This is a genomic window from Streptomyces venezuelae, assembly GCF_008642275.1.
Lineage (GTDB): Bacteria > Actinomycetota > Actinomycetes > Streptomycetales > Streptomycetaceae > Streptomyces > Streptomyces venezuelae_E.
In genome coordinates this window covers 4008393-4021655 of sequence record NZ_CP029189.1, presented here as the reverse complement: position 1 = coordinate 4021655, position 13263 = coordinate 4008393, and the positions used below count along the sequence as shown (strand labels likewise).

19 protein-coding genes are annotated in these 13263 nt (G+C 68.8%); 7 read left to right on the top strand and 12 right to left on the bottom strand.

Annotated features, from left to right (window positions below; all coding sequences use genetic code 11):
* Window positions 1–3: 3 nt before the first annotated feature.
* The 3 genes from DEJ51_RS17720 to DEJ51_RS17715 form a co-directional block, all read right to left on the bottom strand.
* On the bottom strand, window positions 4–306 hold the full coding sequence (locus DEJ51_RS17720) for a hypothetical protein (protein ID WP_150258470.1): 303 nt from the start codon (window positions 304–306) through the stop codon (window positions 4–6).
* 104 nt (window positions 307–410) lie between these two features.
* Window positions 411–557, bottom strand: coding sequence for a hypothetical protein (locus tag DEJ51_RS34555; RefSeq protein ID WP_190620452.1), 147 nt, complete (start codon window positions 555–557; stop codon window positions 411–413).
* A 35-nt stretch (window positions 558–592) separates the two neighbouring features.
* Window positions 593–919 carry a hypothetical protein gene (locus DEJ51_RS17715; protein WP_150258469.1) on the bottom strand — a complete coding sequence of 109 codons (327 nt, stop codon included), beginning with the start codon at window positions 917–919 and terminating at the stop codon, window positions 593–595.
* A gap of 472 nt (window positions 920–1391) precedes the next feature.
* On the opposite strand from DEJ51_RS17715, the gene DEJ51_RS17710 reads away from it, so the two are divergent.
* From DEJ51_RS17710 to DEJ51_RS17685, 7 genes are all read left to right on the top strand, one after another.
* Window positions 1392–2417 carry a tetratricopeptide repeat protein gene (locus tag DEJ51_RS17710; RefSeq protein ID WP_150258468.1) on the top strand — a complete coding sequence of 342 codons (1026 nt, stop codon included), beginning with the start codon at window positions 1392–1394 and terminating at the stop codon, window positions 2415–2417.
* A 137-nt stretch (window positions 2418–2554) separates the two neighbouring features.
* Complete coding sequence (locus DEJ51_RS17705) at window positions 2555–3166, top strand: hypothetical protein (RefSeq protein ID WP_150258467.1); 612 nt, start codon at window positions 2555–2557, stop codon at window positions 3164–3166.
* Window positions 3167–3173: 7 nt separating this feature from the next.
* On the top strand, window positions 3174–4205 hold the full coding sequence (locus DEJ51_RS17700) for a helix-turn-helix domain-containing protein (RefSeq protein WP_150258466.1): 1032 nt from the start codon (window positions 3174–3176) through the stop codon (window positions 4203–4205).
* A gap of 729 nt (window positions 4206–4934) precedes the next feature.
* Window positions 4935–5483: a hypothetical protein gene (locus DEJ51_RS17695; protein ID WP_150258465.1), complete on the top strand. Its 549-nt coding sequence runs from the start codon at window positions 4935–4937 to the stop codon at window positions 5481–5483.
* 538 nt (window positions 5484–6021) lie between these two features.
* Window positions 6022–6147 (top strand): hypothetical protein, encoded by a 126-nt coding sequence (locus tag DEJ51_RS35565; protein WP_263411709.1) that lies wholly within the window; start codon window positions 6022–6024, stop codon window positions 6145–6147.
* A 116-nt stretch (window positions 6148–6263) separates the two neighbouring features.
* Window positions 6264–6773 carry a lasso peptide biosynthesis B2 protein gene (locus DEJ51_RS17690; RefSeq protein WP_150261985.1) on the top strand — a complete coding sequence of 170 codons (510 nt, stop codon included), beginning with the start codon at window positions 6264–6266 and terminating at the stop codon, window positions 6771–6773.
* Window positions 6770–7324 (top strand): GNAT family N-acetyltransferase, encoded by a 555-nt coding sequence (locus DEJ51_RS17685; protein WP_150258464.1) that lies wholly within the window; start codon window positions 6770–6772, stop codon window positions 7322–7324. Before DEJ51_RS17690 ends, DEJ51_RS17685 begins: the two co-directional genes overlap by 4 nt.
* Before the next feature lie 374 nt (window positions 7325–7698).
* Here DEJ51_RS17685 and DEJ51_RS17680 read toward each other — a convergent pair whose 3' ends face one another.
* The 9 genes from DEJ51_RS17680 to DEJ51_RS17640 form a co-directional block, all read right to left on the bottom strand.
* A complete protein-coding gene (locus tag DEJ51_RS17680; protein ID WP_223835855.1) occupies window positions 7699–8178 on the bottom strand; it encodes a hypothetical protein in 480 nt (159 codons plus the stop codon).
* Window positions 8179–8447: 269 nt separating this feature from the next.
* Window positions 8448–8885: an NUDIX hydrolase gene (locus DEJ51_RS17675; protein ID WP_150258463.1), complete on the bottom strand. Its 438-nt coding sequence runs from the start codon at window positions 8883–8885 to the stop codon at window positions 8448–8450.
* Between the two features lie 277 nt (window positions 8886–9162).
* Window positions 9163–9639 (bottom strand): cupin domain-containing protein, encoded by a 477-nt coding sequence (locus tag DEJ51_RS17670; protein ID WP_150258462.1) that lies wholly within the window; start codon window positions 9637–9639, stop codon window positions 9163–9165.
* A 339-nt stretch (window positions 9640–9978) separates the two neighbouring features.
* Window positions 9979–10665: a hypothetical protein gene (locus DEJ51_RS35110; protein WP_223835854.1), complete on the bottom strand. Its 687-nt coding sequence runs from the start codon at window positions 10663–10665 to the stop codon at window positions 9979–9981.
* A gap of 144 nt (window positions 10666–10809) precedes the next feature.
* Window positions 10810–10983, bottom strand: coding sequence for a hypothetical protein (locus DEJ51_RS35105; RefSeq protein ID WP_223835853.1), 174 nt, complete (start codon window positions 10981–10983; stop codon window positions 10810–10812).
* A complete protein-coding gene (locus DEJ51_RS17655) occupies window positions 10980–11432 on the bottom strand; it encodes a hypothetical protein (protein WP_150258461.1) in 453 nt (150 codons plus the stop codon). Before DEJ51_RS17655 ends, DEJ51_RS35105 begins: the two co-directional genes overlap by 4 nt.
* Window positions 11429–11929, bottom strand: a complete 501-nt coding sequence (locus DEJ51_RS17650) for an RNA polymerase sigma factor (protein WP_150258460.1) — start codon at window positions 11927–11929, stop codon at window positions 11429–11431. Before DEJ51_RS17650 ends, DEJ51_RS17655 begins: the two co-directional genes overlap by 4 nt.
* A 31-nt stretch (window positions 11930–11960) precedes the next feature.
* A complete protein-coding gene (locus DEJ51_RS17645) occupies window positions 11961–12413 on the bottom strand; it encodes a DUF3995 domain-containing protein (protein ID WP_150258459.1) in 453 nt (150 codons plus the stop codon).
* A 128-nt stretch (window positions 12414–12541) separates the two neighbouring features.
* The gene (locus DEJ51_RS17640) at window positions 12542–13168 is read right to left on the bottom strand and encodes a TetR/AcrR family transcriptional regulator (RefSeq protein WP_150258458.1); all 627 of its coding nucleotides are present in this window, start codon (window positions 13166–13168) and stop codon (window positions 12542–12544) included.
* Window positions 13169–13263: the final 95 nt, after the last annotated feature.

The window sequence follows — 13263 nt, the reverse complement described above, 5'->3', positions numbered from 1 at the left end:
GGTTCAGATCAGGACGGGGCCGGTGACCATGGCGCCCTTCTCGATGCGGGCGCCGGCCTGCACGATGACCTCACCCTCGACCAGGGCGCCCGGCGCGATGTGGCCGCCCTTGTCGGCGTCGAGGCCGGATGCGGCGGGGTCGTCCAGGTCCATGATCAGCAGCGGCTTGACGTCGAAGACGGTCGCGCAGCGGGCCAACAGGCTGGTGACGTAATCGCCCAGGCCGTCGGGGTCGAGGTAGTAGCCCGTGGTGAGCCGGATGTCCGTCGTATCGGCGGCGGCGGGGGGTGTGGTGACGTGTCGCACGGAAACCTCCCAGGTGAGGGGTGCGGGAAGTGCGCGAATTGGGGCTCCGACTTCGGGCGCCCGGCGCCGGTGGGCCGGGTTGGCGGGCCGGGCTCCGTAGCGGCCTACACGCCGTCGTCGGCGAAGCCGGTGTCGTCGGTGCTGAGCACGGGGGTGGCCGCGAGCCCCGCGGAGTCGGCGTACTCGCCGTGGGCGAGGACGCCGAGCATGGTCAGCCCGGCTGCGGTGCCGAATGCCCACAGCCACGACAAGGCCGCCTCCAGGGGCTCCGATAACCCGGGCTGGCTCACGACGCCACCACCCGGTCGTCCAGCATCTTCTGCCGCCGGTCAATGGCCTGTCCCAGCTGGATGCTCAGCAGTTCCACCCGGCTGGGGCCGACCCTCAGTACCGAGTGCGCGGTGGACCCGTCGCTGAGGACGACCTCCACCGGCAGCAGCATCTGCCCGGCGAGGTGGTCGTAGACCAGGTCTCGGTGGGCCGGGACGACGTGGGCGATGACCGGAGGGGTGCCTCCGGTCTCCCCGTCGGGGGAGGCGGCATGCGCCACCTCTCCGTCCACCGACGACGGCGGTGTGGTCTCGGGGGTACTGGGATTCGTAGCGGACTTCATGGTCGCCACCGAGGTCCTTTCGCATCCGGGCAGCACGAACAGGCCCTGAACTGGGCCGATTCGAGCCAATCGAGGTTGGTGCGGGTGACGTTCAGTGAACGACCGTCCGTAGTCCTAGGACAGAGCCCACGATGTAGTCCTGCGTAATCCCGCGTAACCCAGGTGGGGAGGATGACGGGTGCCGAAGAACCCGGCCGTCGCGGAACTGATCAGGCAGGCGTGCGAGGCACGGGGCTGGGGTCCGTCCGACCTCGCACGGGCCCTGGGCCTGGCGGAAAGCGGTGACCCGCGCCGTCTGCAGCGCCAGCACGCCCGCCGTTGGATCGAGGGAGAGCGGACGCCGGATCACTGGTGGCCTTACATCGCCCAGGTGTTGGGACTGGATCCCGAGGCGATCAACCTCTCGGAGCCCATGCCTGCGGCACTCCACGCAGATACCGTTGCATCAGTCCTGCACCTGGGAAGGAGCGACGTGGAACGTCGGGAGTTCATCCTCGCCTCCAGCGGATACGCCCTGTCCGCACTCGGCCTGCCCGACATGGACAGCATCACCCGCCGGACCAAGACCGCCCTTCCCGGAGCCGTCCGCGTCGGCCAGGGCGAGGTGGCCGCCGTACGCCACATGGTGAAGGCCCTCGGCGACTCCGCATCCGAACTCGGAGGCGGACACGCCCGCCACCTGGCCGTTCGCTACCTCACCCAGGACGTCGCCCCCTGGCTGGATGGCCGCTTCACCGACGCCACCGGCCGCGATCTCTTCGCCGCCACCTCCCAGCTCGTCCACCTGGCTGGCTGGATGGCCCAGGACGAAGGCGACACCCCCGAGCTCCGCGGACTCGCCCAGCGTTACTACGCGCACTCCTTCCGCCTGGCCGCCGAAGCCGGCGACCCGGAGCTGTCGGCGACCGCGCTCCGCGGCCTCGCGGTGCAGTGCGTCGACCTCGGCTACCGGGCCGAAGCCGTCCAGCTCGGCGAAGCCTGCGTGGAGTACGGCCGCCACCTCGACAACCCACGAGCCGTCGCCTACTACGAGGCCACCCTCGCCAACGCCGCCGCCCAGGACGACGACCGCCGCATGGCCACCAAGCACCTCGCCATGTCCGAGACCGCCATCGGCAAGCCGGCCGCCGCGGGCGGCGACTCCTGGGCCGCCCACTACTCCCCCGGCCGCTGGGCCCACGAATCCGGCATGATCCTCTCCCGCCTCGGCGACCTCGACGCCGCCGAGGAACACCTCCACCTCGCCCTCGACATCCACGGCCTCGACCGCCGCCGCACCCGCGCCATCGTCCTCGCCGACCTCGGGGGCGTCCGCCTCCGTCAAGGCGACGTGGACGGCGCCCTGGCCACCTGGCGCGACTTCCTCGACTGCGCGGACGGCATCCGCTCGGTGAAGGTCCAGGCCGCCCTCCAGGACATGCGCGTCCGCCTGCGGCGGTACAGCGGAGTCGCCGAAGCCCAGGAGCTCCGCGAGCATGCAGCTCGCCTTGCCGCCTGACTCCACCCTGCGTGCCCTGGCCCAGCTGGTCCGCGTGCCCCCACGCCGCACCTCCCCCTACGAGCAGGACGATCCCCCTCGGTGAATAGTTTGCGGAATAATTGACAGCAGATAGTTAAGTCCGTCAGGATCTCCCTGTGACCGAACCTCTCAGCGCAGTAGAGGCCGAGTTGGTCCTGTCGCCGCATCTCCAGAAAATCGGCGGCTGCATCGAACTCGGATGGCGACGTTGGCTCGGACTGCTGAAGCAGGACAGCGAACTCGGCATCATCATCAGCACTCGTTCACGAGCCAATCTCGTGTACGACTTCATCCGCTACGAAGCCGTCAATGCGTTCGACGGCTGCGAGGGCGTCAAGGTCGGGGACAGTCGCGGCTTCCTCCTCCTGACGTTCGAAGAGAAGATCGTCCTGCGGTTCAAGAAGTTCAGGGACCGCAAGTACCGGACCAGCGGCATACCCACGCAGCAGAGGCGTGAGTACGCCAACCAGGTGTTGCCGGGCATGGAAGCCCTTACCCACCTGGTCGCCGGCTACCTCCCCGACAAGGAGGGGCTCGGCCTGGAACGGATGGCCATCGCGTGCAGTCTCGACGACGATCGGCTCTGGGTTCTGGAGTTGGATCTCGGCCTCGGCGAGACTGGTATTGCGGCGCCTATCGCCCCGATGCCGGCGGTCCCCATGCGGGATACGATCGTGCGGCCCAAGCGGCGCGAAATCGCAGATCAGACCGGTACAGAAGAGAGGTAGCCACCCCATGAACCCGCGCCTACTGCAACTCGCGCGGGAGTCTCGTGGCTTGTCCCAGTCCAAGCTGGCTGGACTCGCAGGCATCTCGCAGGCAGCCCTGTCCAAGGCGGAGAACGGCGTCGGAACGCTGACTCCCGAACGTGTGCAAGCGGTGGCGGAAGCCCTCGGCTATCCCAGAGAGCTGCTCGACTGGCCGGACGAGCCAGTCGGGCTGGGTCCGTCTGGCTTCTACCATCGCAAGCAGTCCGGCCTCGGCAAGACCGCGCTCCAGCGCATCGAAGCCGAGGTCAACCTGCTCCTCATGCAGCTCCGCCGACTCGAGGCGAGCGTGGACATCGAGCCGATCTACCGGCTCCCCGTCCTCGACGCCGACGAGCACACCCCGGAACGGGCCGCAGCGAAGATCCGAGCGAGCTGGCACCTGCCCGACGGCCCCGTGCACGACGTGATCCGAACAGTCGAGAGGGCTGGCATCGTCGTAGTCCGACGCAACCTGGAGTCCCCCAAGATCTCCGGCCTCAGCGTGCGGCCACCCAACAGCCTGCCCTTGATCATCCTGAACGAAGGCATGCCGCCGGCGCGGGAGCGGTTCACCGTCTTCCACGAGCTGGGGCACCTTGTGATGCACCAGCTGCCGAGCGACAACGGCGAGCGGGAAGCGGACGTGTTCGCCTCCGAGCTGCTGATGCCAGGCCCCCTCATCGGCCCCCACCTTTCTGGCCTGACACTCCAGCGGGCAATCCAGCTGAAGCAGCACTGGAAGGCATCCATGGCCGCAGTGATCCAGGCCGCAAAGCGCCTGGATCGCATCGACGAGAGCCGGTACAAGAGTCTGCAGGTCCAGCTGTCACAGCACGGCTACCGCAGGAACGAGCCCGCCGAGCCCGACCGCGAGGAACCAAGCATCCTGACCAGCATCCTGGAAACACATCGGTCGGATCATGGGTACTCGGACAAGGAGCTAGCCACCGTGGTCGGACTCCAGCTCCGTGAGTTCCGGTCCGAGTACGGCGGCACGCTCAGTCTTCACGCCGTCTGATGCGCCCACCCGCAGTGCACCGAGGGGCCGCGACCGATCTTCCGATCCGGTCGCGGCCCCTCGACGTACGGACGTAGCTCCCCGCCCCTTCAGCCGACTGCTTGCGGGAGCAATCCCGGCGTCGGCGATCTACCAGCGATAGCTGGTCGCGGGCGATTCAGACGGCTCACGCCCCCTGCAGGGCTCCACCACGACGCGCGTGCCCCAACCGTGCCCTTAAGGAGGGTCAACAGGGGTCAGAAACGGTTCCCGGAGAGCCTCCGAGAGAGGCCCGCCAGGGCCTGTTTCCGCAGGTCAGGCACCTCGCGAGTACGTTCCGCGCAGTAGATTCCCAAGCTTATAGCGCGGGTTCGATTCCCGTCATCCGCTCCATAGCAAAGCCCCAGGTCAACGACCCGGGCTTTTGTGTTCCCTGGACCTCCGAGGGCCCACGTGCCATCGGAGGGCCCACGTGCCATCGCCCCAACCCAGACAGGCGCCCAGCCTCCTGCGTGCGGCAGTCCCGACCGGCGGCTTCAAGGTCAGATCCTCTTCCAGCCCCCACGAAGCGTTGAGCGTGATCGCCACACCTTCCGGAACGACGTACTCCCGGAGACAGCGCTGCCCGGGAGCCCTGACGTCCGAGGCAGCCACGGCGGTCGCACGGACTGCGCCTGCGCCCCGCAACCCATGCGAGTGATCGGAGCCGCACGGACTGTCTGGCTGCGGGAGAGCCGCTATCAAGGATGCATGACCGCACTCTTCCCTGAACCAGCTAGCCCCGCACCTTATGGCGACCTGGATGCCGCAGCTCGCATCAAGGTGGGTGACGCGCTGCTGGTTCAGTTTCCCAGTGATGCAGCTTGCCGTTCGAGCGCCTTCAAACGCGCAGCTGCCCGACACGGTCTACAGGCAGCCAGGGCAAGGGAGTACGTAGCTCTTGCGCAATGGTTCAGCCCGGACATGCGCGCGCGCATCTTCGCTGATGTCCAGGTCTCCTACTCCGTCTTGAGGGAAGCAGCCTGCGACTACTCAAGGTCTGGCACACCTGACCACCAACGCTGGGACACTCTTCGCTCGATGATCGAAACCGCGGCCAACCAAGGCCGGAAGCGCGTGACGGCGAGTGAGTACCGATCCGCAATCGGCTCCCGGCAGATCCCGAACCAAGCCAGTGCCATGCCGGCCGAGGCAGTGGTTCGACAGCTCGAGCGCCCTGATGTCTGGCAAGCCGTGGTCGACTACATCGTGGCAGACCCCGCCAGCCGCCGAGAAGTACTGTTGCGCCTCTCAGCGTAGTGCTCTCACCAAACCCTGATCCAGCATCAGTTGACGACGCCTACCCGAGGGACCCACCCTGGCGCAATCACCCGATCGCCGAGATCCCGAGCTCGTCGAGCAGGCCGCGGAGGCGCTGCTCAATCTGGTCGAGGGCGGGGCGGACGGCGGCAACACCTGGCCTGCGGGGTCGCCGAGGGTCGTCGGGCAGGCGCGCGCCGAGGAACTGGGGTGCGGGACGTTCGCCCCGCTGCTGACCACAGCAGGCACCCACCCCTCACACAGCGGCCTGATCGCGGCTCCGTCCCCTCCTCGTCCGTCCACCGCTTGCAGGAGCAATCCCGGGTGACAGCCGACTACCGACGACACGCATTGGCCTGGTCGCAGCTGCGCCCACCTGCCCGCAGCGCATCGCAGCCGGGCGGCCAAAGGCGTGTTCGCCGGGGACTTCCACCGAGGAGTACGGGCGAACCTCGCTCACCTGCTTGCTTTGGCGGACGGTCGTCTAGCGGCGGCTGGACTGATCGACCCCGGACCGTTAAGGAGCGCATTGCACAGCGTGGCGCTCGGCGCGAGATCGGTGTGGCCTCCCCTGCTGGCCGCGCTGGTTGCCGAGATGTGGATGGCGGCGATCGATGTGGAGAACCCGGTGGATTGGGTGCCGGTCGCGGAGGTGGCACGGTGAACGAGGACGTGGTGGCGCTGGTGCTGCCGTACGCCTGCGTGGTGGTCGACTACCGGACTGGGCGGACCCAGCTGCGTCCCGTACCGCCCGAGGGGGATCATTTTCCCAAGGGCGCCATGGTGGTGGAGCATCTGACCGAGGCCCCGTCGTGGGGAACCATCGAGTCCGCAGCGGCCCTCACGCGCCCGGCAAGGGCTCCGTGGACATGGAGGCTCGCTGCCCTGCCCGTGCTCCTTGCAACAGCCGCTGCGGGCGCCGTGGGACGGCACGGCGGAAGGTTCCGCCGTCTCGTACGCCTGGGGTGCATCGGCCGCGCATTGCCCCTGGCCAGCCCGGAGCAGGCACAGGCAGCTGTACGGGCGGTTCGGTGGGCTTCGCGAATCGTGCCCGCCCGGTGGGCCTGTCTGGAACAGTCGTCCGCTGCGGCTTTGTTGCTGGCCCTGGCCGGGGTGAGGGGCGAGTGGCGCCACGGGATCGCGGGTGACCCGGTGCGCCTGCACGCATGGATCGTTGACTGGCAGGGGCGGCCCGTGGAGGAGCCGCCGGATACCGCGCTGTACGCGGTGACGTACACGCCGGACGGACCTGGCCCCGCTCGAAGGGGGCCACACAGGAGGACGACATGAGCGACACGACCGAACCGCTGATCCTCTTGCGCGGGCAGCGCCTCGCGCTCGGTCAGCCCCGCCGGGAGATGCTCCCCCACTACCACCGGTGGGAGAACGACCCGGGGACGATCCTCGGGTACGGCAACCAGTTCCCTCAGGCGTGGGAGGTGCGGGAGAAGGGCTGGGACGGACAGCGCGGGAACCGCAACTACCAGCAGTTCGAGATCCTGGACGGCTCCGAACCCGTCGGAATGACCGTTCTCATCGTCAACACGTTTGTCCACAACGCCGAGTTCGTGATCGTCATCGCCCCCGAGCACCGGGGCAAGGGCTACGCGACCGAGGCGACCCGCCTGACCCTGGACTGGGCTTTCCACCTCGGTGCACTGCGCACGGTGTGGCTCAAGGTCCTGGAGCCCAACGCCGCCGGGGTGACGGCGTACGAGAAGGCCGGTTTCAAGCAGTCCGGGCGCCTGCGGCAGTCGGGCTTCTGGCTCGGCAAGCCGGTCGATGAGCTGCTGATGGATGCGCTCCCCGAGGACTTCGAGGGACCGTCCGCCGTGAAGTAGCGCTTCTCTGATCGGCCGCCGGGAGCGGTGATGACCTGCGTGAATGCGCCCCGGAGGTGTGCGGTAGCCGTGCAGCTAGCGCGCAATAGGATGGGGTAACAGCAGGTCATCATTGACAACTCAAGATCACCAGAGATCCCCAGTCCCCGCAGGTCAGAGCGACATTAGCGCCTCTGACCAGGGACGACGAAACCGGTGGGTTTGATCTTCCTCGCTTCTAGCGCGGGTTCGATTCCCGTCATCCGCTCAGATACGAGGGCCCAGGCCAGCGACCGGGGCCTTAGTCGTTGGATAGACCGGTTCAGCAGTCCCTCACCACTTGGCCCTGCCAGGCCCTTCTCCGAAGGCCGACCGGCCCGGCGCCGTCGCGTCCTTCAGCGCGGCCCCGGGCCGCGTCCGGAGGGTGTGCCCCGGCGCGCCGGAGGGCGTACAGAGATCTGGATTCGCGGATCGTCGATGTCGACCGCAATCTCGAACCCCGAGGTCGAACTAAAGGTAGCGACGTTTTCGGACAGCAGAATCCGGTCGAATGGATTGGATTCCATAAAGAACATTGCCCAAACCAGAGCACGGTCAACAGTCAAACGCGCAACGAACCCCTCCGAACCGTACGAACCCTCGCCACCCCACAGCAGCCCCCTCTCACCCAGGTCTACAGCGGCAAGCCCATCGACCGAAGACACCCAAGACGGATCGCTTTCCAGCATCTCATCGAGATCAAAGGGGGAGAGTGCCGTGAAACCCATCGGTGCGGCTCGATCGAGGGCGACATCGTAAGAGCGCCCGTCGGCGTAGTGGAGTGCATCCTTGATGGGAAGCTCAAAGCCTTCCCACAGGCTCTCGATCGTGGTCATCTATTCTTACACTTCCCGTTGCACACGTGCTCCGGCCTCTCCATTCCCAAACCTATAGCGCGGGTTCGATTCCCATCATGTGTTCCATGACAAAGCCCCAGTTCAGCGACCTGGGGCTTGTTTGTTGTCTAGACCTATCCCGGCACGTGCGCCATTCGCACCGCCGTAACTCCTCTGACGCGACCCCAGGTTGTTGCCGTGCCCCTTGTGAGGATCACCTCGCCCGAGCGGACCGACCGGATGGGCGTGGGTCAGCACGTACCGAAGACTCAGTAAGTTGCCTCGCACCCGAGGCTTCCGGCGCTGATGGCGCCCCGCAGGACGTGGCTGATCTCTTCGGGCTTGAGGTCGATGCCGTCGAGCCCTGCCACGGTCAGCGGGATCTGCTCCAGCGCGTACTCGCCTCGGCCCTCGGCGCTGAACTCGGGACCGGTCCGGTCCTCGAAGGACCAGCTCGCGATGCGGGCGAGATAGAAGAGCTGGCGCTCGTCGCCGGACTCCATGGTGTGGAGGAGCCGGACGATGTCGGCCTTCCCGGCGATCTCCTCGTGGATCTCGCGGTGGAGGGCGGCCTCCCGGGACTCGTCGCCGGGCTCGACGCCGCCGCCCGGGAGGACCCAGTACTCGGGGACGTCGGGCCTGGTCCGGCGGATGACCAGCATCGTGTCGTCGGCGGTGACCAGGACGGCGCGGACTCGTTCCTTCATGTCGGCCTTTCTCCTTGCTTGTTGGCGTCTCAGTGAAGCAGCCGGCCGCCGTCGACGTGGACGGATTACCCCGTGATGAACGAGGCGGAGGGGCCGGCGAGGGACACACTGGCGCTCGCCCTGCTCCTCCGGGCGCGCTCGGTTCCGGGCGGGGACGGTGTTCACGCAGATCCCGTACGGCCCGGGCTCTGGAATCCGTCCCGCCCGGCCGCCGGAAAACGCGTGATCGCCGTCCGGCCGCGCACCGCCCGGACGGATATGCCTCGCCCCCCGCTGGTCAGGCGTGCTCGTCCGACGGCTGGTGAGCCGGCTGGACCGACCAGCTCGGCGGATCGTCGTTGCGCGCGTCCTCGTCGCGCTCCGCGTCGGCGGCCGTCGCATGCACCTTCCCCGAAGCGTGGTGGACCGGCGCGTATACGGCGTAGAGCTGCAGGGTCTCGTCACCGATGTTGGTGACGTTGTGCCAAGTGCCGGCGGGCACGAAGATCGCCCAGCCGTCTTCTACCTCCCGGTCGAAGTCGAGTCGATCCTTGGTCGGGCCCATCTGGACACGTCCCCGGCCTGCGTCGAGTCGTAGGAACTGGTCGGTCTCCGGGTGCGCCTCCAAGCCGATGTCCTCACCCACCGGGATGGACATGAGGGTCAGCTGAAGGTGTTTCCCGGACCAGGCCACCGCGCGGTAGCTCGTGTTCTCGAGCGTCGCCTCCTCAAGGTCGAAGCTCTGAGGTTCCGGCCCGATGTCCTTGATGGTCATGCTTGTCTCCCGGTCGGCTGAGGCGGTACAGGTCGCGGTCTCGCTCCGGCCCTCCTACCCCGTCCACGCACACCAGCACAGCCCACTGGGCATCGTTTAGCGACAATGGCGGCATCTTCGGACCGGGAGGCCCTCCACCGACCCAACGCCACCCCTCGGACCAGGGTCACTGGTGGGGCTCGGTCGCATGCCGCGGGAGACGACGCGCTCGGGGCGGGCGCGCGGTTGCCGCCGTACCGCCGTGGCGCGCTGAGTCCCGGGGGCGTCAGGCGCCGGTCTGGCCGGCCGTCATGGGGGCGTGTCCCCTGCGCGCCCTTCGGGGCGGTGAACAGCAGTGGTTCAGCGGACAGAGGGACAGTCCGCACCGACCGCCGCGCAGCGTGCCTCGAAGTCCGGGGGTAACCAGCCGCCGGAGAGCAGCCTCGGGTGGGCGGGGAACGCGACGTGCGCGGCGAGGGCGAACATGAGCGATGCCCACATGGAATGGAGCTGCACGGTGCAGTAGCCGCCGCCGTTCGCGTCCTGGAACGAGCACCTGAAGACATCGGGACCGACCAGGTCCACCGACTGGAGTCCCGACCAGTTCAAGTCCAGTGGCCTGGCCGTCTGGCCGAAGTACGCCCGCCGGTTGGTGACGGTGAGCTCGCCGGGGCCATCTGCCACCCAGCGGGGTTGTGCATCCGCAGCGGCCCTGTTCCTGCGGGCGGCGTTGCCGAGTGCCGATCCGACCATGCTGCCGACGACGAACGCCGGTCCGCCGAAGGCGACCACGCTGTTGTGCCGATACGTGCCGTTGCCCACCGCACGCCACGTCGAGCGGGAAGCCGGCCCCACGGCAAGCGGCAGTTCCCCCGGCACGAGCCGGGCCGTGGAGGGCACGGGGCGCCGCCCGGAGAGCCGGCCGTGCATCAAGTCGTGCACTACGCGGACCGTGTAGAGAAGATGATCGTCGAACGTGGTCCACGCGGGCGGGGCCGGCGGTCGCACTTCGGTGATCGGCTTGACCGCGTACGGGTTGTAGTCCATCTCTCGCGCACCCCCAGTCGTCCGGATCGGTGATCCCCATCGTAGGGATCACCCGCCGTGCCCACCGCCGGATTTGTTCTTCGCCCCGCCGGCCACCGTCAGCGCTGCAGCGCGGACACCGACCTTCAGTGCGGCGGTCATGGGTCAGCGGTACGCAGGGGCGCCGGCCAGCCGGGCCGTCACCGCGGCCGGCCACAGCAGGCCGAGGCCCTCGCCCGCGGTGAAGGCCAAGGCGGAGGCGGCCGAGGCCGAAGGCTTCGTGCGGCGGCGCGGCGTGTGGACGCGTTCCGGGCGGTCCCTCCACAGCCGTCCGCTCACAGCAGGGCCGTCAGGTTCTCCACGCTGCGGCTGCCCTCACGACGTACGCCCAGGGGGATCAGGGCGGCGCGGGACGGCAGCCGCACGCCTCCGGTGAACGCCACGCGCGTGCCCCGGCCTTCGGGGGTCGCGGCCACCCCGATCAGCAGGAACCGGCTCTGCAGCCAGCACCAGCCCGGCCGCTGCACGCCGCGCAGCCGGGCCCGCATTCCGTATCTGCTGCGGGCCAGCGCCTCGACCCGTTCGCCCTGTCGTCGCACGACGCGCAGCCGCTCCATGTCGGTGACGACCTGCCCGAACCCGCCCTCCAGGTCCCCCAGGACGCTCCAGACCTGCTCGAAGGGTGCGTCGAGGTGCGCCTCGGTCACATGGGCGCCCCGGATGCCGGCGGCCAGGGCGCGCAGGCGGCGTACGGGGTCGAAGTCGGTGGTGGGCCAGAGCTCGTTCATGACGTCCACGCCTTCCGGAAGGTGTCGCGGGCCCGGTGCAGCCGGGACTTCACCGTGCCCGTGCGCACGCCGAGCAGGGTTGCCGCCGTGCGCTCGTCCAGGCCCTCCACGTCACGCAGCATCAACACCGCGCGGTGTTCGGGGGAGAGCCGGTCCAGTACGTCCCTGATGTCGGCGGAGAGCTGGGGGTCTCCGCGGGCCGGGAGCTCGCTGACATCGCCCGGGACGGTGCGGGCGGCGCGGCGGGCGGTGCGGACCGCCTCGCGCACCGCGATGGCACGGGTCCAGCCGTGCAGGGCGGCCGGATCCCTCAGGCTGCGCAGCGACTTGAAGACCGCCACCAGTGCTTCCTGCGCCGCGTCCGCCCCGTGGTCCAGCGCGATGGCCGCGCAGACGCGGCCGACGTAGGGGGTGAGGACGTCGAGGAGTTCGGCCATGGCGAGGGTGTCGCCGCGCTGGGCGGCTCGCACGAGCCGGACCGTTCGGTCCTCGTCCATACGCTCACCGCGCTCACCGCGCTCACCGCCATCACCGGGCACGCGCCTCGTCCTTCCCACGCGCCACGCACAGTGCGGCGACGGCCAGGACGGCGCACAGCGGTGTGTAGACCGTGAGGTTGAGCCAGTGGAAGGGGGTGCCGGTCTCCTTCGCGAACACCCAGTAGATCCCCGCGAGGGCGCGTGACGAGAGGCCCGCGGCCACGGCCAGGGTGCCGAGACGGAGGAGCCGGTGGCGGGGGCGGCGGGAGTGGGCGAGGACGACGGCGGCGGCGGTGAGGAGCAGGGCGACGAGCGGGACCAGGACCGGCGGTGTGAACGGCACCTCCGTACCGAGAACCGCTTGGGACAGGCTCCCGTCGTCGGCCGCGGGCCAGGTGGCGCCCGTCGTCCAGTACAGGTGGAGCAGGGCGTCCACGACGAGCACCGAGGCGACGAGGGCGGCAGCGCGGGTGGGAGCGGGGGTCTCGGGCCGGTACGGCATGGGTCCTCCTACGGCGACTTCGGGAATCCGTCACCCTCCAGAGGAGCCGTCCCAGCGAAACGTTCCGTCGGGGTGCGCGAATTCTTCGGACGGCGCGAGCCGCAACGTCCGCCCCTCCTCCCCTTGCGTTACGCGCCCGCCGAACCCCCCGGGGCGGCCTTGAAGATCCGGTCCAGGTGGTGACGGAGAACCGCGATCGCGGACTCCGGACCCCGCTGGCCCACCAGGATGCTGGTCCCCATGGTCGCCGCCATCGCGAGCAGGCTGACCGCCTCCGTGCGCGCGTCGGCGCCCGGGTCGGCCAGTCCTGCCTTCTGCGCCTGTTCGAGGAGTCCGGTCAGGGAGTTCTCGGCGGCGTCGGGGTTGTCGATGAAGGGCTGGGCGGCCAGGGCCTCGTCGGTCACGGACAGGATCGCGTAGGAGCTGTACAGCAGGTGGAACGTACGGCTCTCCTCGTCCGTCGGCAGCGAGGCCAGCAGCAGCGCCTCCACCGTGGCGCGCGGGCCGGGGTCCGGGCCGGCGGCGGCCAGGCGCGCGCCCACCCTCGCCGTGAAGCGGTCGGTCAGGTGCCGGAGGCCGTAGAAGAGCAGTTTCTCCTTGGTCTCGAAGTAGTACTGCACGAGCCGGAGCGAAACCCCGGCTTCCGCGGCCACGTCCCGCATGCCGACCGCATGCAGTCCACGCCGCCCCGCGACCTGGATGAGCGCCTCGGCGATCTGGGCGCGCCGCTCCTCGTGATCCACACGCTTCGGCATGTTCCGGTGTCTCCGCCTGTCGATGGTGGGTTCGCGCTCCGCTGTCCGAACCACCTTCATGGTACCGATGTACCACATTGATGATACGGTCGTAC

What these genes read in the sequence shown, in the direction of transcription:
- DEJ51_RS17715 (WP_150258469.1), bottom strand. Translation starts at nt 919, where the DNA reads ATGAAGTCCGCTACGAATCCCAGTACCCCCGAGACCACACCGCCGTCG.
- DEJ51_RS17700 (WP_150258466.1), top strand. Translation starts at nt 3,174, where the DNA reads ATGAACCCGCGCCTACTGCAACTCGCGCGGGAGTCTCGTGGCTTGTCC.
- DEJ51_RS17695 (WP_150258465.1), top strand. Translation starts at nt 4,935, where the DNA reads ATGACCGCACTCTTCCCTGAACCAGCTAGCCCCGCACCTTATGGCGAC.
- DEJ51_RS17690 (WP_150261985.1), top strand. Translation starts at nt 6,264, where the DNA reads ATGGTGGTGGAGCATCTGACCGAGGCCCCGTCGTGGGGAACCATCGAG.
- DEJ51_RS17685 (WP_150258464.1), top strand. Translation starts at nt 6,770, where the DNA reads ATGAGCGACACGACCGAACCGCTGATCCTCTTGCGCGGGCAGCGCCTC.
- DEJ51_RS17680 (WP_223835855.1), bottom strand. Translation starts at nt 8,178, where the DNA reads ATGACCACGATCGAGAGCCTGTGGGAAGGCTTTGAGCTTCCCATCAAG.
- DEJ51_RS17675 (WP_150258463.1), bottom strand. Translation starts at nt 8,885, where the DNA reads ATGAAGGAACGAGTCCGCGCCGTCCTGGTCACCGCCGACGACACGATG.
- DEJ51_RS17670 (WP_150258462.1), bottom strand. Translation starts at nt 9,639, where the DNA reads ATGACCATCAAGGACATCGGGCCGGAACCTCAGAGCTTCGACCTTGAG.
- DEJ51_RS35110 (WP_223835854.1), bottom strand. Translation starts at nt 10,665, where the DNA reads ATGGACTACAACCCGTACGCGGTCAAGCCGATCACCGAAGTGCGACCG.
- DEJ51_RS17655 (WP_150258461.1), bottom strand. Translation starts at nt 11,432, where the DNA reads ATGAACGAGCTCTGGCCCACCACCGACTTCGACCCCGTACGCCGCCTG.
- DEJ51_RS17650 (WP_150258460.1), bottom strand. Translation starts at nt 11,929, where the DNA reads ATGGACGAGGACCGAACGGTCCGGCTCGTGCGAGCCGCCCAGCGCGGC.
- DEJ51_RS17645 (WP_150258459.1), bottom strand. Translation starts at nt 12,413, where the DNA reads ATGCCGTACCGGCCCGAGACCCCCGCTCCCACCCGCGCTGCCGCCCTC.
- DEJ51_RS17640 (WP_150258458.1), bottom strand. Translation starts at nt 13,168, where the DNA reads ATGCCGAAGCGTGTGGATCACGAGGAGCGGCGCGCCCAGATCGCCGAG.